This window comes from Falsihalocynthiibacter sp. S25ZX9 (genome assembly GCF_041205405.1).
GTDB lineage: Bacteria > Pseudomonadota > Alphaproteobacteria > Rhodobacterales > Rhodobacteraceae > Falsihalocynthiibacter > Falsihalocynthiibacter arcticus.
On record NZ_JBGFCD010000002.1, the window covers coordinates 1 to 22,943 of the forward strand.

Below are 22,943 nucleotides of genomic sequence, written 5' to 3' on the forward strand. Positions count from 1 at the left end.
CTTGCTTGCGGGTAAGCCCACTGGTCAGTGCGATCCGCACCGCATCTTCCCTAAATTCGTCTGTTCGTTTCAGTCCCATGCTCAGTCTCCTTTGTTGCAGTAAATGCTATCAAAGGAGCGGCATCAAACCGTGACAGGTCCATAATGCCTCATCAAGTCGGCAGAAGTGGCCAATAGTCAATACTCAAAAGCGCCTCAAGGGAGCAACACCTGAGAGTTGATGGTGGTCAGCGAAGGGCGGCGCACCGCGATATTTTTAGTCTGATTTGTGCATTTTCCAGAAGCAATCATGTGTTCCCGCTCTTCTCTCAGCGATGCAAGCATCGCCTGCCAAACGATGATGAGTTCCGCAAGCCAAGTCCCTTACAGTTAGCGGGCAATTGCGCCTAGGACATTCGGCGGGGTGTCTTGGGCTGCCGGACAAGCGAGGTCATGCCAACGCCCAGCCATGCTGCAAACTCTCTGCCGTTGCGAAACTGATGACCATCACCAATGCGGATGTCATCCAACAGTCGCGAGAGGATGACACCAAGGATTACGGGACGCAGTGGGTAGCTGAAATGCTTCATGAAATAACCAAGAACGCCAAGGCCCAGTATCCAAAACGATGGCGAACAGCATGACCAGCAGGACTAAAAGCCCGCGGGGCATTTCTGCGATTTTTGTGAAGACGCAAATACCGGTGAGACCGAAAATCAGCATGAAGACGTTGACCGAGACCCGTGCACTGATCATGATGAAGTGACGGCGTCACCCGGAATGCCGCTGCGCATAATTTGCGTGACGAAAGAGCCGCCCAAAAAATTCTTCTGTATGCAGCGGTTGCAGGCCATCCAAGCGCAACGGCTGCGCCAAGACGTTTACGCGACATTTCCGTCCTCCCGAGGTGTTTAAGACCTGCCGAAGCTCTCCTCTGTTCGGCCGCAACGCGACAGCAATGTACTGTTTGGTTAAATACGTGCTAGCCTTGGCAAACAGGTAAGCCGAAATGAGGATTAAATGGACCATTTAAAAGATCCAGCTCCAAACAAGCGCAAAAGCAACTGGAAACAAAACCCCGATGCGGTAAAGGCCGACATTCTTAGGGTCGCAACAGAAGAATTTGCAGCGCACGGACTTACTGGTGCCCGCATTGACGAGATTGCGCGCCGTACCGAGGCCTCCAAGCGCATGATCTACTATTACTTTGATGATAAGGAGGGGCTCTACAAGAGCGTCCTCGAACACGTTTATTCTTCGTTGCGCGAAACTGAACAGGCGCTAAATGTTGCCGATCTGGAGCCAGTCTTGGCTCTGCGCAGATTGACCGAAGCGACATTCGATACACATGTGAGCAATCCGCAATTTATCCGGCTGGTAATGATCGAGAATATTCACAACGCGCAACACGTTCAGAAATCCAAAATCATTCCGACCCTGAACAGGGCCATCATCGACAAGCTGGCCGACGTTTGCGAGCGTGGCAAAGCTGCCGGTGTGCTGCGCGATGACGTCGATCCGCTAGAACTGCACTGGATGACCAACTCCGCGAGTTTCTACAACGTTTCCAACAAAGCGACGTTCGCTGCGTCATTCGGCAACCAACTGTTCACCGAAGAGGGCCAGAGAGGCGTTCGAGGTCGTGTTGTGGACATGGTCCTGGGTGCTGTTGTGATTGGCTACCAGCAGAATATGGGCAGTTAACGATGTTGGCGATCCTCGCGGTTACTCTCCCAATCTATTTAATCATTTTACTGGGCTATGTGACCGTTCGTGTTGGGTATTCGCCCCCTGATACGATCAATGCGCTGAGTCAGTTCACTGTCAGAGTCTGTCTACCGGCCCTGATTTTTAGCGCCTTGACCGCATCGGGCTCTGCTGAGGCCCTGAATTGGGGCGTTATCCTTGGATACCTCTTCGCATCTTTGGCTGCGCTGTTTATTGGCTATGGACTTATGCGCCGGATCTTTCAACAGGGAGCGCCCGAAGCGTGGGTGCACGGTCTGGGAATAGCTAATTCCAACAGCGGGTTCATCGGCTTTGCTATCGCCAGTATGGTTTTTCCGCAGACGGCTTTGCCCGTGCTGGCCTGGATTATGATCGTTGAAAACGCAGTTATTATTCCTCTGGCGATGATTTCGGCCGATGTCGCGTTGGAGGGGAGCACAACGCTCTCCGCTGCCGCCAACCGCGCCTTTCGAAGCTTTATCCGTAATCCACTCGTTCTTTCGATCATCGCAGCATTGACGGTTCGTGGCATCGGCCTGCCCCTCCCAGAGCCCTTAATCAAAACAATTCAGATGCTTGCGTCCGTTGCGCCTGTCATCGCCCTGTTCGTCGTTGGCGGGATCGTCGCTCGATTCAACCCCAGCCCCTTTTGGCGGCGCACGACGGCGATCAGCGTTGGCAAACTCGTGCTTCATCCGGCGCTGGTATTTGCGGTTCTGTCGTTGTGGCCGGGGCTTGCGCAGGAATTCGTATTGACTGCCGTCTTGTTCGCAGCGGTGCCGATGCTGTCGATCTATCCGATACTCGGGGCCAAATATGGAGCGGAGCAGGTTTGCGCAACGGCGTTCATTGTTACCGTTATGTTGTCGTTTTTCACAACAAATGGGTTGATTTGGTGGATGGGCGTCACAGGGGCTGTGCCGTTATCTCAATAGTCAAGGAGCGGGCAACCTTACGCCCGCTCCCCTCCAACAACTCATTTGGCTTAAAGAGCGAGATACTACCTCACCGCAGATCCGCCATGGCAACCATGTCCATATCGGTGAAGTCAACATTGTCGCCCGCCATCGCCCAACAGAATGTATAAGACGCGGTACCTGCGCCCGAATGGATCGACCACGGGGGGCTGATTACGGCTTCTTCGTTGGCCATAATGATGTGGCGTGTCTGGGACGGTTCGCCCATCATGTGGAACACCCGGCTTTCCTTAGGAAGTTCGAAATAGAGATAGGCTTCCATCCGGCGGTCATGTGTGTGCGACGGCATCGTGTTCCATACCGACCCTTCGGCGAACTGCGTATAGCCCATCAACAACTGGCAGCTCTGACAGACTTCAGGATGCAAAAGCTGAATGATAACACGCTCATTGGCGGTTTCCCGTGCGCCCAACTCAACCCGACGTGCATCCGCGAGTTTGATCAGCTTGGTCGGGTAGGTTTTATGCGCAGGCGCCGAGAGAACGTAGAACCGACCATTACCGCCAAATTCAACGACCCCTGCCCCCATACCAACATAGAGAACTTCGCCATTCTCAATCACATAGGTTTCGCCATCCACGGTTATTTCGCCCGTTTCGCCAATATTTAGAACCCCCAATTCGCGCCGATCTAGAAACGACGCTGTGCCGGTTTCTGCGACATGATCCAGTGTGAGGGTGCCCCCGTTTGGAACGGCCGAGCCGAGGATCAGACGGTCATAGTGGCTGTAAACAAGGTTGATTTCGCCATCGGCAAACAGGTCACCAACGTGGAAATGTTCGCGCAATTGGTCTGTGTCCAAGGTTTTGGCCGTTGCAGGATCAATGGCGTAGCGGGTTTGTGTCTTGAGCATGTGGAAATCTTTCGTTTTAGAGAAAATCGTCGCGGCGCGGCGTAAAGGTATCGATGAGGGTACCTGCTTCTTGGCACAGGCAGCCATGTTGGGCGTTTGACGGGATCACAAGGCTGTCGCCCGGCCCCAGATCATGTTCCACGCCGTCAATTGTAAAAGCAAAACGCCCCGCTTCCACATAGGTCGATTGAACATGCGGGTGATTGTGCAATTTACCTTCGGCTCCATGTTTAAAGCGGAAGGCGACCACCATAATATCTGGATTTTCCGCCAGAACTTGGCGGGTAACGCCGAGGTCCGTGGGAACAACAGGGTATGTCATAAGTATCCTTTAGTGAAAGAGGGACGGCAGCCAAAGCGACAACGCCGGAATGTAAGTGACAAGCATCAGAGTGCCAAAAGCGGCGCCATAGAAGGGCCAAATCGTGCGCACGGCATCCCAGATCGGAATTCTCCCCACCGCGCAACCAACGAACAAAACCGCTCCGACGGGGGGCGTACACAGCCCGATACCGAGGTTCAAAATCAGGATGACGCCAAAATGTACAGGATCAACGCCAAAGGCCGTGGCCACAGGCAGGAAAATCGGCGTGGTGATCACGATCAGCGGCGACATGTCCATAAACGTGCCGAGAAGCAGTAGGATGAGGTTCAACATCAACAGAATGACAATCGGATTGTCCGAGAAATCCTGCAACAGCGCCACCATAGACGCGGGCACCTTGGTATAGGCCAATAGCCAGCCAAAAGAGGCCGCGCATCCGATCACCATCAGCACCATTGCGGTGGTGCGCACGGCGGCGAATGTTGCCTCGACAAAGTCATGCCAACTTAGGCTGCGATAGACAAAGAAAGTCACAAGCAGCGCATAAACCACGGCGACATTTGAGGATTCAGAGGCTGTGAAGATACCCGACCGTACCCCGCCGAAAATGATCGCCACAAGGATAAGCCCCGGAGCCGCCGAGACAAACAATGTCCCGATCATGCGGAAACCCTCGAACGGTTGCACGGGATACCCCTTGCGCACGGCGACCCACCACGCGGCGATCATCAGCACAGACGCCAGTAAAAAGCCCGGAATGATCCCAGCGGTAAACAAATCCGCAATGGATATCTTTCCACCGGCGGCGATGGAGTAGATAATCATATTGTGTGACGGTGGCAAAAGCAGCGCGATGATCGAGCTTACAACCGTGATATTCACTGCATAATCAACGTCATATCCGCGTTCTTTCATCTGGGGCACCATCAGGCCGCCCACCGCGGAAGCATCCGCCGCCGCCGAGCCGGACACACCGCCAAACATCACCGAGGACAGCACATTGACCTGCCCCAGCCCGCCACGAAAATGGCCGACAAAAGCGCCCGCCAAGGCAACAAGCCGCCGCGCGATATCGCCCCGCACCATCAGATCTCCCGCGAAAATAAAGAAGGGAATGGCCATCAAAGCAAAAACAGACACACCCGAATTCAGGCGTTGAAAAACCACCACTGGCGGCAAGCCCAGATAGGCGACGGTGGCAAAACTGGAAACCCCCAGACAAAAGGCCACGGGCGTGCCAATCAAAAGCAAAAAGACGAAAGTTCCAAAAAGGACGTAAAGTTCCATTATTATTGCTCCACGGCGTCGTCGCCAAAACGGGCGGTCGGTAATCCGGCTGCGCGGCGCGCAACACGTTCAAACGAGAACAGGGTAACAAGAGCCCCCCCCGCAACGATGGGTGCAAAATCAAAGGCCCCCGAAATTCCAAGGCTGGGCAGCTTATTGCCAGCCGTCTTTTCTGCCAATTGCCAGCCGAACCAGATCATGCCGATGCCAAAGCCAGAAACCACAATATCCGAGAGGGAATAGAGGAAAAGTTTGGTCTTTTCCGACACCATGTAAAGCATCACATCAAAGGACAAATGATAGCCCTCGCGAATGCCCACGGCCGCACCAAGAAAGATAAACCACCCCATTATCATCACCGACGCAGGTTCGGTCCAGATAATGCTATCGTTTAAGATATAGCGCCAGAAGACCTGAGCGGCGATCAATGCCGTCATCAACACCAGACCGATTCCAGCCACCCAAAGCGCCAAACGGGCGATGATGCCCGTGGTTATGGCAACGGTTTTCATTAAATTTTGCACGCGTTTATTCCCGATGGTTTTGGATGCGACCCGCGCAAAAAACGCGGGTCGCTGGAGCGTTATTCAGTGGCTTGAATATCAGCAACCATCTTTTGAAGAGTCGGAGACGTTACGTATTTTTCATAGACTGGGCCCATCGCAGCGATGAAGGGTGTCTTGTCAATGTCGGTGATGATCTCAACACCAGCTTCACGCACACGCGCCTCGGATTCCTTCTCGCGGGCGATCCAAAGTTCGCGCATGACGGGGACGGAATCACGGGCCGCTTGACGGACAAGTGCTTGATCTTCGCTGGTAAGTATGTCGAATGACGACTTCGCCATGACCAAAACTTCAGGCACGATCAGGTGCTGGTCAAGGGTGTAATATTTCGCAACTTCAAAGTGACCCGAGCTGTCGTAGGATGGCCAGTTGTTCTCGGCGCCGTCGATCACACCCGTTTGGATTGAAGAGTAAACTTCGCCGTATGGCATGGGTGTCGCGTTTGCACCCAAGGCGGAAACCATGTCTACGAACATGTCCGATTGCATGACGCGGAATTTCATACCCGCCAGATCTTCCATCGAGTTGATGGGTTTTTCGGAGTTGTAAAAGCTGCGCGAACCGCCATCGTAAAACGCGAGTCCGACAAGATCATGCGCAGAGAATGCGTCGAGGATTTGCTGTCCAACTGGACCATCCATCACTTTGTTCATATGCGCGACCGAGCGGAAAATGTAAGGCAGTGAAGGCACTTGCGTTTCTTCAATGATGTTGTTGAACGGCCCAAGCGAAACGCGGTTCATGTCGATCACGCCGAACTGTGTCTGCTCAATCGTGTCCTTTTCTTCGCCCAATTGCGCCGAGTGGAACACTTCAATGCAAAGCCGCCCATCAGAGCGTTCTTCGAGCATGGTGCCCATCGCATTTACGGCGGCAACTGTAGGATAGCCGTCAGGATGCGTGTCTGATGAACGGAATGTGATTTCACAAGCCGTCGCAGCCGAAGCCATCGCGACACTTGCCAAGAGCACTGCCCCGAGTGTTTTTGTGTAAGTCATTGTTTTCCTCCCTGGAAATGGCTCTCAGAGCCGATAAGCTTGTTTTACAAGCCGATATGTGAGGTCGTAAGCAACCTCTGGTGCCTCGTCCGCGTCGAGCCGCCCACTAGCGACCAACGTGGCGAGAAACGCGCAATCCACTCGCCGCGCCACATCGTGGCGTGCGGGGATAGAACAAAAGGCGCGGGTGTCGTCGTTGAACCCGACTGTGTTGTAAAAACCAGCCGTTTCCGTCGCCGTTTGGCGGAAACGCATCATGCCTTCGTAGCTATCAAGGAACCACCACGGCGGCCCAAGTTTCAACGCGGGATAGACGCCAGCAAGGGGTGCAAGTTCGCGCGAGAACGAGGTCTCGTCCAAGGTAAACACGATCACCGTCAAATCTGGGTTGCCACCAACGGCGTTTAGAAGCGGTTGCAGCGCGGTGACATAATCGGTGCGTTTTGGAATATCAAAGCCCTTGTCGCGTCCAAACTGTGCCATGACTTGGCTGGAATGGTTGCGCAGGGAGCCTGGATGAATTTGCATAACCAGCCCGTCGTCAAGGCTCATCCGCGCCATCTCGGTCAACATATGCCCGCGAAACGCATCGGCTTCTTCTGGGGTACAAACGCCTCTGAGCGCCTTGTCAAAAAGGGCGGCAGCTTGATCCGGTGGGAAATCTTCTGTGCGCGCGGACGGATGACCATGATCGGTCGACGTGGCCCCGAAACTTTTAAAATAGTCGCGACGATTGCGATGCGCCGCAAGGTAGCCCGTCCATGTTGTCGTGTCCTCGCCCGCCATCTCGCCCATGATTTGGACATTCTGCGCAAAGCCTTCGAAGTCTGGATCAATCACCGCGTCGGGACGATAGGACGTCACGACCTTGCCCTGCCAGCCGCTGTCCTTGATCATCTTGTGCCAGCGCAGATCGTCAATCGCGCTTTCTGTGGTCGAAATCGCCTCGATATTGAAGCGCTCAAACAAAGCCCGTGGCCGAAACGCATCCTGCGTGAGGCATTCAGCGATGTGATCGTAAATACCATCCGCCGTAGACGCCGACAGGCGCTGAGTAACACCGAAAACCTCTTGAAATGCGTGGTCGACCCAGAGGCGCGACGGCGTGCCGCGAAACAGATGATAGTTTTCGGCAAACCGGCGCCAGATCTTGCGGGAATCCTGCTCGATAGCGCCACCATCCTCGGTTGGGACGCCTAAATCCTCAAGGGCAATGCCCTGAGAATGCAGCATCCGAAACACGTAATGATCGCGCGTCACAAACAATTGGGCGGGATCGGCGAAGGCTACGTTTTCGGCGTACCAGCGGGGGTCGGTGTGACCATGCGGACTAATGATTGGCAAATCACGGACGGTATCATAAAGATCTCGTGCAATTTTTCGCACGGAAGGCTCAAGCGGGAACAAACGATTACTGTCCAATAAACCCATGAAAACTCTCCCCAATATTCTTTTGCAAAATCGCGTCACACGAACTTACCGCCCTCAAGACTGCATCGATGAGAATCGAGTAGTCAACTAATAACCTAGTTTGGCAGAATCAGTTAGTCAACTAATATCCAAGTTGCACCCGAAGCCTGATCCTGTAAGATGAAACCAAGTACATACCCACCGGAAGGCTAAGGACATGGATGACTCAGAGCGGCAGATTGACGATGGCCTTCCCCTGACGCAAATTCGCCCGACGAGCGTTCCTACGGTCGCCGACCAAGTTTTCGACGCATTACAGCATCAAATTTTGACGCTTAAACTCGCCCCATGCACGAAGATTTCCGAAACGGACGTCGCACAGAAAATGGGCGTGTCACGTCAACCCGTGCGCGAAGCGTTCAAACGTTTGGCAAAGCTCGGCTTCCTCTCTATCCGCCCGCAGAGCAGCACGAAAGTCAGTTTAATTTCAGAAAAAGCCGTTTTGCGCGCAAGGTTTATTCGCACGGCATTGGAAATACACACCTGTAGAACCGCGTGCGAGAAATGCACCGACGTGGGGATAAACGTCCTGTCAAACCTGATAAAAAAACAACGGGCCGCCTATGATGCGCAGGATCGCGAGCTATTTCACTTGCTGGATGACCAATTTCACCGCGAAATATGCAATCTTGCCGGTGTTGGATATGTTTGGGACCTCATCCTTGAGAATAAAGCGCATATGGATCGCGTTCGCATGCTCACTCTCGACTCCTCGTCGCAAGAATTTGTCCTAAAAGAACATGTCGAAATATTTAAAGCCATTTCCGAAAGTGATGCGGATGCAGCCGCCGAGGCCATCACGAAACACCTGTCTCGCATTTTAATCCATATCGAAGATATCAAATCCGTAAACCACAAATGGTTCACGGATCTTGCGTAAAAAACGAACATGCACAGCCCAAAACGCACGAATTTCCAGATGGCGTTTAATTCAACGCCGGACCACTCAACCCTTCCAAAATCGGGCAATCAGGGCGGTGGTCCCCCGCGCATTCCTTTGACAAATGCGTCAAGGTGGCATGCATCGCCTGAAGGTCGGTAATCTTAGCCTCAATCTCCTGCAAATGCTGTTGCGCAATCGCCTTTACATCGGCACTCGCGCGGCCCGAGTCCTCATAAAGCGCCAAGAGCGTGCGACACTCGCCGATGGTAAATCCCAACGCCCGCGCGCGCCCCAAAAAGGTCAGTTTATGCAGGTCTGTCTCGCGAAAAACCCGATAATTATTGGTGTCGCGCAAAGGCCGCACAAGACCGATATCCTCATAGTAACGGATGGTTTTCGCAGGCAGGCCTGTGTGTTTAGTAACATCGCCGATATTCAGGTTCATAAGATCCTCCAGATCACGCCGCTTGAGTAGTTTTGCGGGGGGCAAGCGCGGATTCTTGCGGGGGTGTGGTTGTTGCCACCGCAGGCTTCACCCACCGCAACCGCAACGCATTGCTTAGCACAAAAACGCTTGAGAACGCCATAGCACCCGCCGCCAATACAGGCGAAAGCATCACACCAAACGCTGGGTACAAGGCCCCTGCGGCCACAGGGATGAGCAAAGTATTATAGCCGAACGCCCAAAACAGGTTCTGGCGAATATTGCGCATCACCCGCCCCGAAATATCAAACGCGTTGACCACACCCGTTAGCTCTCCAGACATCAAAACCACATCCGCCGTTTCAATGGCCACATCCGTGCCTGTGCCAATCGCGATCCCCACATCCGCTTGGGCCAAGGCGGGTGCGTCGTTAATTCCGTCGCCCACAAAGGCCAGTTTCCCCTGTTTTTGCAAGGCTTTAAGCGCATCGACTTTGCCCTCGGGCAAGACTTCGGCCACGACGATATCAATTCCCAACTCGCGGGCAATCACGTCGGCCGTGCCTTGGTTGTCGCCCGTAATCATCGCCACAGTCAGGCCCAAGTCGTGCAGCGCGGCAATGGCGGCGGGAGTGGTGGGCTTGATCGGATCTGACACACCGATGACGGCGGCAATCCGTCCGTCAATAGCGGCATAAAGCGGCGTGCGCCCTTTTTTTCCAAGCGCCGCGCCGGTATCGGCGAAATCGCCCATGTCGATCCCGTCACGCCGCATGAGGCGATCCGCCCCGACCAGAATGTTGTGGCCTTCCACGCTCGCACTGACCCCAAAACCGGTAATCGAGGCAAACGTGTCTACGGTAGGAATGTCCAACTTGCGCGTGGTCGCAGCCCGCACGATGGCCGCGGCGATAGGATGTTCAGACTGGGTTTCCACAGCGGCCACAAGGCGCAAAACTTCGGACTCTACAAACGAGGCTGCAATCACCAAATCGGTCAATTCAGGGCGTCCCGCCGTCAATGTTCCCGTCTTATCAAGCGCCACAACTTTGACCTCTTGCAAGGATTGCAACGCATCGCCTTTGCGAAACAACACGCCCATTTCAGCGGCGCGCCCCGTGCCCACCATAATGGACGTTGGCGTCGCCAATCCCATCGCACAGGGACAGGCGATGATCAAAACCGCGACCCCCGCGACAATTGCGTAACTCAACGCAGGCGACGGACCAAAGATCAACCAGACCGCGATCGTGACGGCCGCCGCCGCGATCACAGCAGGCACGAACCATGCGGTAATTTTATCGACCGCGCCTTGGATCGGCAGTTTGGCTCCCTGCGCTCGTTCGACCATCGCGATGATCTGCGCAAGCATGGTATCGGCGCCAACTTTCGTCGCGCGAAAGGTCAAAGCCCCTGCCCCATTGACCGTCGCTCCGACGACCATTGCGCCTTCGGATTTTTCCACGGGCACGGGTTCGCCAGTGATCATGCTTTCATCCACATAGGACGTGCCGCTCAAAACCTCGCCGTCGACCGCGATCTTTTCACCGGGTCGCAGATGGATGACGTCGCCTACGGCGATCTCGTCAATGGGCAACTCAACGACCTCGCCATTGCGTTCCACCCGCGCTTCTTTGGCTTGCAACCCGACAAGCTTGCGGATTGCTTCGCCTGTGCGCCCCTTGGCGCGGGCCTCAAGCCAGCGTCCGAGCAGGATCAAAACAACGATAACAGCGGCCGCTTCGAAGTATACATTCGCAGTCCCTTGCGGCAGTAATTTTGGGGCAAATGTCGAAACCAGTGAAAACCCGTAGGCCGCCGAGGTGCCCAAGGCCACCAGAGAATTCATGTCCGGCTTCCCCTTAAGAAGCAGCGGGAAGCCTTTGGTATAGAACTGTAATCCCGGCCCAAGCAGAACAGCAGTCGTTAGGAGAAATTGCACAATGCGGCTGGTTTGCAGGCCGATTGTGCGCTCGACCCACATATGCATTCCCGGAATGACATGGCTGCCCATTTCGAGGATGAAAACCGGTAAAGCAAGCAGCGCGGCAATCAACGTCAACCGCCCAAGACGCGAAATTTCGGCGGCTTTACGATCTGCTTTCTCCGTATCCACCCCCGCTTTAACTTTGGCCGGATACCCCAAACCGGTTGCCACGCGCGCCAAATCGGCGGGCGTTGTTGCCCCAACGATATATCGCAGCGTTGCCGTTTCCATGGCTAAATTCACCGAGGCATCCAAAACACCTGTCGCTGCTTTTAACCCCCGTTCGACACGGCCCACGCAAGAGGCGCAGGTCATGCTTTCGACCTCCAAAGTTACTTCTGCCGTCACTGCAGGATAGCCCGCGCCCTCCAAGGCTTGCGTCAAAACCGAAAGGTCAGCGGGAGACGAAAACTGCACCTGCGCCGTCTCATTTGCAAGATTAACAGCGGCCGATGACACACCAGAAACCGCCTTCAGGGATTTTTCAACCCGACCGACACACGACGCACAGCTCATCCCCTCGATGGATAAGGTCACAATATTTTCGTCCGCCATTTCAGTCTCCTTGATTCGCTTCTTTGGCGTAGTAATGAGGGTTCCAGTAAGGGTAAGGTCAACAGCCAACTTGTGCTTTTAGCAACTTTGATTTTGGCAACGCGCGGCCTCGTCTTAAGGCCCTCGCAATTCGGAGGATTAGGGCACGGGATAAAAACAGGTTGTTGTCGAGGCCCGCCTTAGGGTTCCGGAAAGAAACACGCCGAGGAATGCGCATCACCGCCAAGCTCCGGCCGCTCGGAACGGCACCGATCCTGCACCTTCCAACACCGCGGCGCAAAGGGGCAACCGTCTGGTACATTGAGCGGCGACGGCAACTCCCCCATGAGTTTGATCCGCTTCTTTGCCTTGGACGGATTGGCCTGAGGGGCGGCCGACATCAGGGCAACAGTGTAGGGATGTTGAGGGTTTGAGAACAGTGTTTCTTTGCTGCCCTTTTCCACCGCGCGACCAAGGTACATCACGATAACTTCGTCGGCAACATGACGCACCACGCCCAAGTCGTGACTGATGAACATATAGGCCAGCTGCAGGCGTTCCTGTAGGTCCATCAACAGGTTCAAAATCGAGCTCTGGATCGAGAGATCAAGGGCGGACACGGGTTCATCAAGCACCAGCACTTTTGGATCAAGCATAAGCGCGCGCGCGATCGCGATGCGCTGGCGTTGGCCACCCGAGAACATATGCGGATAGCGGTCGTAATGTTCGGGTCTTAGGCCGACCAACCTCAACATTTCACGCCCCTTGGCTTCGCGCTCTGCAGGGGACATGGTTTTATTGTTGATCTTCAATGGTTCTTCGAGAATTGCGCCAATGCGCTGGCGTGGATTCAGCGAACCGTAAGGATCCTGAAACACAATTTGCACCGATTTTCGCAGGTCCGCCCAATCCTCAGGTAGCATCGGGTTGCCATCAAGGGTCAGATTTCCTGCGGTGGGTTCTTCGATCATCGTAACGAGGCGCGCGAGGGTGGATTTCCCGCAACCACTTTCGCCGACAATGGCCAGTGTTTTCCCCGCGTAAAGTTCAAAATCGACACCCCCAACGGCCTTTAGAATGCTGGGTTTGCGAAACATGCCGCTGCTGACTTCATAGTGGCGTTCAAGGGCGCTGGCGATCAATACAGGGGTCGTCATGATACAGCCCTTTCTTCAGAGTTGAGAGGGTAGAAACACCGCGCGTAGCCCAGATCAAGGCCAAGGGGCTTCGGTGCCTCGGCCTTACATTTCGCGTTCGCGAACTTACAGCGTGGTGAGAAAAGACAGCCAGAGGGGCGATCAAATTGCCCCGGAACAACGCCCGGAATTGTGGGCAGACGTTTTTCAGTGGCGCGTTCCGGCAAGGCATCGAGCAAAGCCGCCGTATAAGGGTGATGTGGCGTATCAAACAGCGGTTGCACAGGCTGTTCTTCGATCTTTTGGCCCGCATATTGCACGCTCACTCGCTCCGCCGTTTCCGCAACCACGCCCATGTCGTGGGTGATCAGTACAAGGCCCATTCCCGTCTCGTCGCGCAAGGAGGCAAGCAGGTCGAGAATTTGCGCTTGAATGGTCACATCGAGCGCAGTTGTTGGCTCATCCGCAATCAGAAGCTTGGGTTTGCAAGCAATGGCCATCGCGATCATCACCCGCTGATTCATGCCGCCCGACAGTTGATGTGGGTAGGCAGAAAGGCGACGCTCGGGATCAGGAATACCCACCTGCTCGAACAACTCCACAGCCCGCGCATGACGGGCTTTTCGATCAAGCTTGAGGTGGACGCGCAAACTTTCTTTGATCTGCCAGCCCACTGTAAAACACGGGTTGAGCGAGGACATCGGCTCCTGAAAGATCATCGCGAGGTCGTTGCCGACGATCTTGCGCCGCGCCCGTTGATCCATTGTCAGCAGGTCATGGCCGTCGAAGGATATCTCGTCTGCGGTCACCGTGGCCGTCCAAGGCAACAGGCCCATCACGGCCAACATCGACACTGATTTTCCCGAGCCACTTTCGCCCACGATGGCGAGGATTTCACCGGTAGCGACGTCTTGATCCACGGCTTCAACGGCTTTGAATTGACCTGAAGTTGTGGCGAAAGACACGCTCAGATTTCGGATGTGCAAAAGGGCCATGGTCTAGCTCCGCTTCAGTTTAGGATCGAGCGCATCACGTAGACCGTCGCCCATCAGATTGATGGCCAAAACCGTGACAAGGATCGCAAGACCCGGGAAGGTCACAACCCACCATGCCCGCAGAATAAACTCCCGCGCTTCGGCCAACATGGTGCCCCATTCTGGGGTTGGCGGCTGTGCGCCCATCCCAAGGAACCCAAGCGCCGCCGCGTCAAGAATAGCAGTCGAAAAGGACAGCGCCGCTTGGACGATAATCGGCGCGAGGCAATTGGGCAGGACTGTGACAAACATCAGCCGGAAATACCCAGCCCCGACGACGCGCGCCGAGGTTACATAGTCTTTTTGACGCTCTGACAGCACACTTGCGCGGGTCAGGCGCACGTAATGTGGCTGCAGAACAATAGCGATGGCGATCATCGCGTTGGTCAAGGATGGGCCGAGAATAGCAACAAGGACCAGCGCCAAAAGTAACGATGGAAACGCAAGGATAACGTCCATAATCCGCATGATGATGCTGTCGAGCCATTTGGGGGCAAACCCCGCAATAAGGCCCATCAGGATGCCACCCGACGCGGCAATACTCACCACGACGACGCCAACAAAGAACGAATAGCGAGCACCAACAATGAGACGCGAGAGCATGTCGCGGCCCAAAGGATCGGTGCCAAGAATGAATTCCCATGTGCCGCCGTCTTGCCAGACGGGTGGCTGTAAGGTCGCGGCACGGAACTGCTCGGTGGCGTCATGGGGCGCGACCCATGGGCCAAACAAGGCGAGAAACGCGAAGACCGCAAAGATATAGAGGCCAATCACGGCGCCTCGATTTTCGCGGAAATAGAACCAGAATTCGCGTAACTGACCGGGGCGTTCCACGGCAGTTTCTGGCTCAACAGAGAGGGCGTCGTCCATCAGCGTTTCCTGATCTTGGGGTTGATGATGCCATAGAGCATGTCAACGGTGAGGTTCACGATCATGACCATAACGGCGATCAACAACAGGCCGCCCTGAACAACGGGGTAGTCGCGGCGGAAAATGCTGTCGACCATCCATTTGCCAATTCCCGGCCAGCTAAAAATCGTTTCCGTAAGGATCGCGCCCGCAAGAAGAGTACCGACGGACAGGCCGATGACAGTGACGACAGGGATCAACGCATTACGCAACGCGTGAATGCCGTTGATCCGTCCAGGGGACATGCCTTTGGCGCGGGCGGTGCGGATATAATCTTCACCCAAGACTTCGAGCATCGCCGAGCGCGTTTGGCGCGCGATGACGGCCAGCGGGATGGTTCCCAACACGATTGTCGGCAAGATCAAATGTCGGACGGCGGAGATGAATGCGCCCTTCTGGCCCGAGGCAAGGCTGTCGATAAACATGAAGCCCGTCGGGTTGGGAAAGTAATAGATCAGGTCGATACGGCCCGAAACGGGGGTCCATTGCAGCATACCCGAGAAGACGATGATCAACAAAAGCGCCCACCAGAAAATCGGCATGGAATACCCGACCAAAGCGGTGGACATCAGCGCACGGTCAAAGAATTTGCCACGATTTACGGCGGCAATCACGCCTGCGGGCAATCCCAAAGCCATGGCAAATATCATCGCACAAAGCGAGAGTTCGAGGGTGGCGGGGAAGAGCGAGAAGAACTCGTCCCACACCGGCTTTTTGGTCACAAACGAAGTGCCTAGATCGCCGTGAAGCACCCCAACGAGGTAGTCCCAAAACTGCTCATAGATGGGCCGATCATAGCCAAATTGCGCAGAAAGTTCCGCATAACGCTCGTCGGATATGCCGCGTTCGCCCGCCATAACCACAATAGGATCGCCCGGTAAGGCACGGATAAAGCCGAAGGAAATCAGCGTAACGCCGATGAACGTTGGTATGAATGTCAGTAGTCTGCTTAGAACGTAGTTCAACATGACAACACCATGAGTTCTTTGGGGAAATGGGTGAGGAGTTGGTATCCGTCTTCTGTGATCAGAATGTCATCTTCGATGCGCACACCGAAATTGTCGATCTCATACAGACCGGGTTCGTTGGTATAGACGGTCCCTGCGGGCAGTGCCACGTGATTGCCGCGCATAATATAAGGGGCTTCGTGCACTTCGCGACCAAGCCCGTGGCCGGTTTTTGTGCGGATGCGATCGCCATAGGGCGAGGCTTCGAGCACGCTGGTGACCACATCATCAATCTCATGCGCGGTGACGCCTGCGCGTGAGATTGCGAGGCCAGCAAGGTTGGCGCGCAACACGGTGTCATAAACGGCACGCCCCTCCTCGGTCACGTGATCAAGGAAAACGGTGCGGGTAATATCGGCGGCAAAGCCGTTTTTTCGAGCGCCAAAATCGAGCAATAACGCGTCGCCCGCTTTGACGTGATAATCATGGCGCGCCTTGGCGTGCGGGCGCGCAGAGCCATCGCCAGCGGCAACAATCGGGGCAAACGAGAGATCATCAGCCCCTTCGGCAAACAGGTTTTGAACGAGGGTTTGTTCGATTTGTTTTTCGGTCTGGCCAAGCTTTACGGATGCAAGCGTGCGATGCAAGGCGCGTTCCGAAATGTCGATGGCTTCCTGAAGGGTGGCGATATCGGCTGGTGTTTTGAGCATCCGTAGCGCGGAGATTTCGCGCTCCCCATCGAGGATTTTCAGATCGGGCTGCGCCTTTTTCAACGCGTGATGCACAAAGACGCGCATGACCTGCCCTTCTACCGCGAGCGACGAAATGTTGAGATGGGCCATCAGGCCGGCAAAAGCTTCGTCATATCCCGTTTGATCGCGCCAATCAAAGACCGCGCCATCAAAACCAACAAGCTCCCAACTGCCCAGTTCAAGATTTGGCACAAGCGCGGCGGCGGGTCCGTTTGCGGGAACAACAAGTACAAATGGCCGCTCGTGGCTCATAAAACTGTGCTCAACCACACGGGTGAAATTTGGGCCAGGAACCAGCGCGATGGCATCAACACCAAGCTCGGCGGCGACAGTGGCATAGGCGGATAGGCGATCGTTCAGAGGGTGTGACAAAAAGGGATGCTCCGACGGTAAATGAGAGGGACGGTGTGTGAGTGGCAGGGGCGGCACATTTATGTGCCACCCCAAGGGCTTAGAGAGCTTAGTTCGACAAGCCAACTTGGTTGAAGATATGGCCACCAAGTGGGTGAACAACATAGCCTTCAACTTCTGGACGCATAGTCATAAAGACGACCGAGTGCGCGATTGTTGACCAAGGTGCTTGATCCTTGAAAATGACCTGTGCTTCTTCATAAAGCTTGGCACGTTCGGCCTGTGTTGGCAAAACTTTCGCTTGCTGAATCAACGCATCAAACTCTTCGTTACACCATTGTGCACGGTTTGATTGGCCAACACCGTCACATCCGAGCAAAACAGCAAGGAAGTTATCGGGATCACCGTTGTCGCCCGTCCAACCCAAGAGCACGGCACCATCACGGTCTTCGGCTTTTGAGCGTTCAAGGTATTCACCCCATTCGTAAGACACAATCTCAACATCGACGCCGATCTTGGAGTAGTCTTCCTGCATAAGTTCCGCCATGCGGCGTGCATTGGGGTTGTAGGGACGCTGAACAGGCATCGCCCAGATCTTCATTTTCAGATCAGTAACACCTTCGGCTTCCAACATCGCTTTGGCCGCTTCAGGATCATAATTATCGTCTTCAATTGCGTCGTTATAGGACCACATTGTTGGCGGGATCGGGTTTTTGGCAATTTGGCCAGACCCTTGGAACACAACATCAATGATTGCCTGTTTGTCGACCGCCATGTTCAACGCCTTGCGAACATTGGCATTATCAAAGGGCGCAACCATAGTGTTATACGCGAGATAGCCCACGTTAAGACCTTCTTGCTCCATAACGACAACACCGCTGTCGTCTTTCATCGCCTGAACATCAGCGGGATTTGGATAGGCCATAACATGGCATTCGCCCGCCTGAACTTTTTGGTAACGCACAGAAGCATCAGGTGTGATCGCAAAGATCAGCGATTCAACTTTGGCATTGTCACCCCAATAATCGTCGTTGCGCAGATAGCGGATAACCGCATCTTTTTGGTAGGCTTGGAACGAGAACGGACCCGTACCTATTGGCGCTTGGTTCAACATTTCTGGCGTGCCAGCTTCCAACATCGCATCCGCATATTCTTTGGAAACGATCGACGCAAAATCCATCGCCATATTGGCAATGATCGGCGCTTCTGGACGCGTGAGGTTGAATACAACTGTGTAATCATCAACTTTTTCGATGCTTTCAATCAAGTCTGGCATCGACATGCCGCCGTAGTATTCCCATGTCCCGCCGGAAACAGTATTGTATGGGTTTTCTTCGTTGCCCTGACGATCGAACGTAAAGATCACGTCGTCGGCGTTGAAATCGCGTGTGGGGGTGAACTGGTCGTTGCTGTGAAACTTCACACCTTTACGCAAGTTGAAAGTGACCGTTTTCCCATCTTCAGAAACGTCCCAGCTTTCGGCAAGTCCAGGGATTGTTTCGGTGGTACCGACTTTGAACTCTGTCAGGCGGTTATAGAGGGGGTGGCTGGACGCATCAAACGTTGTGCCCGCTGTGAAAAGCGCTGGGTCAAACCCCTCGGGGGAACCCTCTGAGCAATAGACAAGCGACTGCGCAGAAGCCGCGGTGCCCATCGTGGCCATAAGCAGCCCAGTGGCGATTTTATACTTAAGAGTCATTTGGTTGTATCTCCCTTTGGTTGTCGTTTTTAGTGTTTTTGGCGGCATGGTTTTCCAGCCGCATTTCAGCCCCTATGCTATCGTTTTTTCGGGGTCAGAATTGGTAAGGTCCTCTGTGATATCAGGGACCATTTGTGGAATTTGGTCGGACTTTTTATAGTGCATTCGTCCCACCCAAAGAATCCGTGCGGGCTCTTGGGTGCGGTTGGACCAACTGTGCGGTTTCTCCCCAAGATAATGCAAACTATCACCGGTCGACATGATGTACTCGCGCCCACCGACCATCTGCGAAATCTCGCCCTCCAGAATATAAATGATCTCTTCGCCGAGGTGTTTCACAAGTTCGGATTCATATCCTGCGGGAACATTCATCACAAAGGATGTCAACTCGTGGCCTGGAAAATCCGCTCCAATCTGTTCGTATTCAATAGAGGACCCGGCCGTGGCAAAGCGTGGACGACTGCCTGCGCGCGTCAAGCTATCTGCGACTTGCGGCTTGCGGATGAAATAGTCGAGGTCAACGTTGAGGGCTGCGGCAATCTGGGAAAGCGTACCAAGGGTTGGTGTCGCGTTTCCGCGTTCCAACTGGCTGATATATCCAACGGAAACACCGGACGCGGCCCCGAGTTGCTGCAACGTCATCGAAAGACGTTGCCGCTGGCGACGCATACGCGCTCCGAGTTCATTTGCGTCCTTGCGCCTTTCAGCCTTCACAAACCGACCTCCCCCCAAGGAATTTTGTTAGTCCGGCGAGGCTATTAGCATAAAGATTTTTGTCAACAATAATTTTTTTACTATAGCCTCAAAAGCCGAACCTTTAGCGCGAAAACTCAGATCGAAAACGTCTCGTATAATAACCCTAGACGAGTGCAGATCGGCATTTTTATCCCCCATGAAATGGCACAAAATTCCACCCAAGAGGCGCAAACATCCACTGCGCACCGTGGTCGTTCAAGATTTGTTCTTTGATTTTCCAACAAGTTTCCCCCTAATTGAGAGGGATTCAATCGGAGCCGCGCGGCTTTTCGATTCGTCGCAAAAAATAACACCTTGAGAGCGAACGGGCACAATATGACACATCATTGGCAAAGCGTATTGCGAGATATTTGGGGCATACACGCCACCGTAACCCCGCTTGACGGCGAGTTGGACCTCAACTTTCTGGCGACCGGAGCACAAGATTACGTGCTCAAAGTCATGCGCATTGGCTGCCCCGTCGACTTCATCGATCTCCAATGCCGCGCGTTCAATCACATCGCGCATAATGCACCAGACGTCCCCGTTCCCGATGTGATAACAACCCAATCGGGGGAGTTTTTCGCCTCGGTTCCAGACGAGGCAGGCGCCAAGCGTCTTGTTTGGGTGTTGCGCAAAGCCGAGGGGCGGACCTATGCCAATTTCCGCCCGCAGTCCGTCGCATTATTGCGCGATTTGGGCCATGCAATTGGGGCAATGGACCGCGCGCTGGCCGATTTCAAACACCCAGCACTTGCGCGTGATTTCAAATGGAATTTGACCCAAGGCGATTGGATCTCGGACCATCTTGAGGGGATCACCGCGCCCAAACGCCGCGCACTCATCAGTGACATTCTGGCCGCATTTTCCACCATCAAACCGGCGCTAAAATCCCTGCCCCACGTCGCCATCCACAACGACGTGAACGACTATAACGTCATCGTCGGCGGCACCCTAACGAAGCCCCCCCATGTGACGGGATTGATTGACCTTGGCGACATCTGCGCCAGCCCGCGCATTTGCGACCTCGCGATTGCGGGCGCCTATATGGTGTTGGGCCAAGCGGACCCCGAACAGGCCTTGGCCGCACTAGTTGCGGGCTATCACGCCGCCTACCCGCTCACCCCTGCAGAGGTCGATCTGATCTGGCCCCTGTTGCGCATGCGTCTTGCCGTAAGCGTGGTGAACTCAACCCAAATGGCGCTCGAAAACCCGCATGATCCCTATGTTGTCATTTCCCAAAAACCCGCGTGGGATTTTCTGGAAGCAGGCGCGGTGAACGAAGAATTGATCAGCAAACGTCTGCGCGCGGCCTGCGGTTTGCCGATCACGGATGCTGCGCCGCGCGTTCAGGCATGGCTTGATCAAGAGCGCGGGAATTTTGCCCCCATTATGGGCGAAGATTTGGCGCGGGCCCCGATGGGTACGCTTTCGGTCGAACACTCCACATGGCCGCAAAATCCGTTTGACCTTCCGTTGGCTGAAGCCGCCTTGGTTGGGCAGGAATATGAGGATAACGGTCGCATTTGGCTTGGCTATTATAACGAACCGCGCCTGATTTATACCGCCCCCGCGTTTCGCCGTGGACCATGGAAAGCCTCAAATCGGCGTTCGGTGCATTTGGCGATTGATGCCTTTGCTCCTGCCCAAACCACCCTGCATGCACCGATGAAAGCCACAGTGCATGTGGTCGAAAATCGCACCGCTCATCTAGACTATGGCGGCGTCGTTATTCTGCGCCACGAGACCCCAAATGGCGACGCGTTCTTCACGCTTTATGGCCACCTTAATCCCGAAGTTCTTGAGACTTTGCAGGTCGGCCAAACCCTTGCGAAGGGCGAGGCTTTTGCCCGTCTTGGCGATGTGACGCAATCTGGCGGCTGGGCACCGCATGTGCATTTCCAACTGGCCCTTTCGACGGATGGCATGGGCGAAGATTGGCCAGGCGTTGCGGACCCGGACGAGATGTATCTGTGGGGGGCAATCTGTCCCAATCCAGCCGCTTTGATGAATTTACCTGACGCCAAAGTGGCCTTCACCCCCACCGACAAAGATGCGGTAAAAGCTGAGCGCGACCGCCTCTTTGGTCGCAACCTGCGTCTAAGCTATGCTGATCCGGTGATGCTGGTGCGCGGCTGGAAGCATCACCTGTTTGACGAATGGGGCCGCCCCTATTTGGACGCGTATAACAACGTGCCGCATGTGGGCCACGCCCATCCCCGCATTCAGGCCGTCGCGGCGGACCAACTCAAACGGATGAATTCAAACACGCGCTACTTGCATCCCGCCCAGACCGATTTTGCGCAAAAGATCGTCTCGAAGATGCCAAAAAGCCTGTCGGTTTGTTTCTTTGTCAACTCTGGGTCCGAAGCCAACGAACTCGCCCTGCGCCTTGCCCGCGCCAAAACGGGTGGCAAAGACATGATAACGCCCGATCACGGCTACCACGGCAATACCACCGGTGCGATCGACATCTCGGCCTATAAATTTAACGCCAAGGGCGGCGTGGGCCAGCCCGATTGGGTGCAATTGGTCGAGGTCGCCGACGACTATCGCGGAAGCTATCGCCGCGACGATCCAGATCGAGCCGAGAAATTTGCCGCCCTTGTGGGCGACGCCCTTGCAGCCATCGAAAAACGCGGCGGGAAACTGGCGGGCTTCATTGCCGAAACCTTCCCCAGCGTTGGCGGCCAAATCATCCCGCCCAAAGGCTATTTATCGGCGGTCTATCAACGGGTTCGCGCGGCTGGTGGTGTGTGTATCGCCGACGAAGTACAGACAGGCCTAGGGCGCTTGGGCGACTATTACTTTGGTTTTGAACAACAAAACGCGGTGCCCGACATTGTGGTCTTGGGCAAGCCGATTGGCAATGGCCACCCCCTCGGCGTGGTCGTCACCACCCGCCAAATTGCCGAGGCTTTTGCCAAGGGGCCGGAGTATTTCTCGACCTTCGGCGGCTCAACGCTGTCCTGTCGCATGGGCAAAGAAGTCCTTGATATCGTTGACGATGAGGGCCTGATGGAGAATGCGCGCGTGATGGGCGCGCGGCTGTTTGACGGGTTGGCAACGCTACAAAAACGCCACGACGTGATTGGCGATGTGCGCGGCTATGGTCTGTTTATCGGCGTTGATTTGGTGTGGGATCCCGAGAGTCGCGCTCCCGCTACTCAGATTGCCGAATATGTCAAAAACCACCTGCGCGCGCACCGTATTCTAATCGGTTGCGAGGGGCCATTTGACAATATTCTCAAGATACGCCCCCCCCTAACGATAGACGCCGAGGACGTGGAGATGCTCCTTACGGTGCTTGGGAAAACACTAGAAGAAGTAGACCAGATGAGGGAGGAGCATTGAGCGCGCCTCCCTCAT

19 protein-coding genes and 1 pseudogene are annotated in these 22,943 nt (G+C 54.8%); 4 read left to right on the forward strand and 16 right to left on the reverse strand.

Annotated elements, in window-relative coordinates; translation table 11 throughout:
• Positions 1–389: 389 nt before the first annotated feature.
• Positions 390–494 (reverse strand): annotated as a pseudogene (locus AB9F29_RS02080) (IS110 family transposase); the annotation flags it as partial.
• A gap of 505 nt (positions 495–999) precedes the next feature.
• Between AB9F29_RS02080 and AB9F29_RS02085 the strand changes: the two are divergent.
• Positions 1,000–1,683, forward strand: coding sequence for a TetR/AcrR family transcriptional regulator (locus AB9F29_RS02085; RefSeq protein ID WP_369754424.1), 684 nt, complete (start codon positions 1,000–1,002; stop codon positions 1,681–1,683).
• A gap of 2 nt (positions 1,684–1,685) precedes the next feature.
• Positions 1,686–2,642, forward strand: coding sequence for an AEC family transporter (locus AB9F29_RS02090; protein WP_369754425.1), 957 nt, complete (start codon positions 1,686–1,688; stop codon positions 2,640–2,642).
• Positions 2,643–2,712: 70 nt separating this feature from the next.
• On the opposite strand, the gene kduI is transcribed toward AB9F29_RS02090, so the two are convergent.
• From kduI to uxaC, 6 genes are read right to left on the reverse strand one after another with little or no spacing between them, the layout of a single operon-like run.
• Entirely contained in the window at positions 2,713–3,537 is an 825-nt protein-coding gene (kduI, locus tag AB9F29_RS02095) for a 5-dehydro-4-deoxy-D-glucuronate isomerase (protein ID WP_369754426.1), read from the reverse strand.
• A gap of 16 nt (positions 3,538–3,553) precedes the next feature.
• Positions 3,554–3,859 carry a cupin domain-containing protein gene (locus AB9F29_RS02100; RefSeq protein ID WP_369754427.1) on the reverse strand — a complete coding sequence of 102 codons (306 nt, stop codon included), beginning with the start codon at positions 3,857–3,859 and terminating at the stop codon, positions 3,554–3,556.
• A 9-nt stretch (positions 3,860–3,868) separates the two neighbouring features.
• Entirely contained in the window at positions 3,869–5,149 is a 1,281-nt protein-coding gene (locus AB9F29_RS02105) for a TRAP transporter large permease (RefSeq protein WP_335584530.1), read from the reverse strand.
• A gap of 2 nt (positions 5,150–5,151) precedes the next feature.
• A complete protein-coding gene (locus tag AB9F29_RS02110) occupies positions 5,152–5,673 on the reverse strand; it encodes a TRAP transporter small permease (protein WP_335584529.1) in 522 nt (173 codons plus the stop codon).
• Between the two features lie 59 nt (positions 5,674–5,732).
• Positions 5,733–6,713, reverse strand: a complete 981-nt coding sequence (locus tag AB9F29_RS02115; RefSeq protein ID WP_335584528.1) for a TRAP transporter substrate-binding protein — start codon at positions 6,711–6,713, stop codon at positions 5,733–5,735.
• A gap of 24 nt (positions 6,714–6,737) precedes the next feature.
• The gene (gene uxaC, locus AB9F29_RS02120; protein WP_369754428.1) at positions 6,738–8,144 is read right to left on the reverse strand and encodes a glucuronate isomerase; all 1,407 of its coding nucleotides are present in this window, start codon (positions 8,142–8,144) and stop codon (positions 6,738–6,740) included.
• A 196-nt stretch (positions 8,145–8,340) separates the two neighbouring features.
• Here uxaC and AB9F29_RS02125 point away from each other — a divergent pair, with 196 nt between their 5' ends.
• Entirely contained in the window at positions 8,341–9,063 is a 723-nt protein-coding gene (locus AB9F29_RS02125; RefSeq protein WP_369754429.1) for a GntR family transcriptional regulator, read from the forward strand.
• A 46-nt stretch (positions 9,064–9,109) separates the two neighbouring features.
• On the opposite strand, the gene cueR is transcribed toward AB9F29_RS02125, so the two are convergent.
• The 9 genes from cueR to AB9F29_RS02170 form a co-directional block, all read right to left on the reverse strand.
• On the reverse strand, positions 9,110–9,505 hold the full coding sequence (gene cueR / locus AB9F29_RS02130; protein WP_335584548.1) for a Cu(I)-responsive transcriptional regulator: 396 nt from the start codon (positions 9,503–9,505) through the stop codon (positions 9,110–9,112).
• A gap of 19 nt (positions 9,506–9,524) precedes the next feature.
• A complete protein-coding gene (locus AB9F29_RS02135) occupies positions 9,525–12,032 on the reverse strand; it encodes a heavy metal translocating P-type ATPase (protein WP_369754430.1) in 2,508 nt (835 codons plus the stop codon).
• Positions 12,033–12,211: 179 nt separating this feature from the next.
• Positions 12,212–13,168, reverse strand: coding sequence for an ABC transporter ATP-binding protein (locus tag AB9F29_RS02140; protein WP_369754431.1), 957 nt, complete (start codon positions 13,166–13,168; stop codon positions 12,212–12,214).
• Positions 13,165–14,142, reverse strand: a complete 978-nt coding sequence (locus tag AB9F29_RS02145) for an ABC transporter ATP-binding protein (RefSeq protein WP_039000889.1) — start codon at positions 14,140–14,142, stop codon at positions 13,165–13,167. The genes AB9F29_RS02140 and AB9F29_RS02145 overlap by 4 nt, the downstream gene beginning before the upstream one ends.
• Before the next feature lie 3 nt (positions 14,143–14,145).
• A complete protein-coding gene (locus tag AB9F29_RS02150) occupies positions 14,146–15,051 on the reverse strand; it encodes an ABC transporter permease subunit (RefSeq protein WP_039000890.1) in 906 nt (301 codons plus the stop codon).
• Positions 15,051–16,058: an ABC transporter permease subunit gene (locus AB9F29_RS02155; protein ID WP_039000892.1), complete on the reverse strand. Its 1,008-nt coding sequence runs from the start codon at positions 16,056–16,058 to the stop codon at positions 15,051–15,053. The genes AB9F29_RS02150 and AB9F29_RS02155 overlap by 1 nt, the downstream gene beginning before the upstream one ends.
• Positions 16,052–17,161 (reverse strand): M24 family metallopeptidase, encoded by a 1,110-nt coding sequence (locus AB9F29_RS02160; protein WP_369754432.1) that lies wholly within the window; start codon positions 17,159–17,161, stop codon positions 16,052–16,054. The genes AB9F29_RS02155 and AB9F29_RS02160 overlap by 7 nt, the downstream gene beginning before the upstream one ends.
• Positions 17,162–17,249: 88 nt before the next feature.
• On the reverse strand, positions 17,250–18,839 hold the full coding sequence (locus AB9F29_RS02165) for an ABC transporter substrate-binding protein (protein ID WP_369754433.1): 1,590 nt from the start codon (positions 18,837–18,839) through the stop codon (positions 17,250–17,252).
• A 72-nt stretch (positions 18,840–18,911) separates the two neighbouring features.
• Entirely contained in the window at positions 18,912–19,553 is a 642-nt protein-coding gene (locus AB9F29_RS02170) for an XRE family transcriptional regulator (RefSeq protein WP_335584519.1), read from the reverse strand.
• Between the two features lie 336 nt (positions 19,554–19,889).
• Here AB9F29_RS02170 and AB9F29_RS02175 point away from each other — a divergent pair, with 336 nt between their 5' ends.
• Positions 19,890–22,928 carry an aminotransferase class III-fold pyridoxal phosphate-dependent enzyme gene (locus AB9F29_RS02175; RefSeq protein ID WP_369754434.1) on the forward strand — a complete coding sequence of 1,013 codons (3,039 nt, stop codon included), beginning with the start codon at positions 19,890–19,892 and terminating at the stop codon, positions 22,926–22,928.
• Positions 22,929–22,943: the final 15 nt, after the last annotated feature.

What these genes read in the sequence shown, in the direction of transcription:
- AB9F29_RS02085 (WP_369754424.1), top strand. Translation starts at nt 1,000, where the DNA reads ATGGACCATTTAAAAGATCCAGCTCCAAACAAGCGCAAAAGCAACTGG.
- AB9F29_RS02090 (WP_369754425.1), top strand. Translation starts at nt 1,686, where the DNA reads ATGTTGGCGATCCTCGCGGTTACTCTCCCAATCTATTTAATCATTTTA.
- kduI (WP_369754426.1), bottom strand. Translation starts at nt 3,537, where the DNA reads ATGCTCAAGACACAAACCCGCTACGCCATTGATCCTGCAACGGCCAAA.
- AB9F29_RS02100 (WP_369754427.1), bottom strand. Translation starts at nt 3,859, where the DNA reads ATGACATACCCTGTTGTTCCCACGGACCTCGGCGTTACCCGCCAAGTT.
- AB9F29_RS02105 (WP_335584530.1), bottom strand. Translation starts at nt 5,149, where the DNA reads ATGGAACTTTACGTCCTTTTTGGAACTTTCGTCTTTTTGCTTTTGATT.
- AB9F29_RS02115 (WP_335584528.1), bottom strand. Translation starts at nt 6,713, where the DNA reads ATGACTTACACAAAAACACTCGGGGCAGTGCTCTTGGCAAGTGTCGCG.
- uxaC (WP_369754428.1), bottom strand. Translation starts at nt 8,144, where the DNA reads ATGGGTTTATTGGACAGTAATCGTTTGTTCCCGCTTGAGCCTTCCGTG.
- AB9F29_RS02125 (WP_369754429.1), top strand. Translation starts at nt 8,341, where the DNA reads ATGGATGACTCAGAGCGGCAGATTGACGATGGCCTTCCCCTGACGCAA.
- AB9F29_RS02135 (WP_369754430.1), bottom strand. Translation starts at nt 12,032, where the DNA reads ATGGCGGACGAAAATATTGTGACCTTATCCATCGAGGGGATGAGCTGT.
- AB9F29_RS02140 (WP_369754431.1), bottom strand. Translation starts at nt 13,168, where the DNA reads ATGACGACCCCTGTATTGATCGCCAGCGCCCTTGAACGCCACTATGAA.
- AB9F29_RS02145 (WP_039000889.1), bottom strand. Translation starts at nt 14,142, where the DNA reads ATGGCCCTTTTGCACATCCGAAATCTGAGCGTGTCTTTCGCCACAACT.
- AB9F29_RS02150 (WP_039000890.1), bottom strand. Translation starts at nt 15,051, where the DNA reads ATGGACGACGCCCTCTCTGTTGAGCCAGAAACTGCCGTGGAACGCCCC.
- AB9F29_RS02155 (WP_039000892.1), bottom strand. Translation starts at nt 16,058, where the DNA reads ATGTTGAACTACGTTCTAAGCAGACTACTGACATTCATACCAACGTTC.
- AB9F29_RS02165 (WP_369754433.1), bottom strand. Translation starts at nt 18,839, where the DNA reads ATGACTCTTAAGTATAAAATCGCCACTGGGCTGCTTATGGCCACGATG.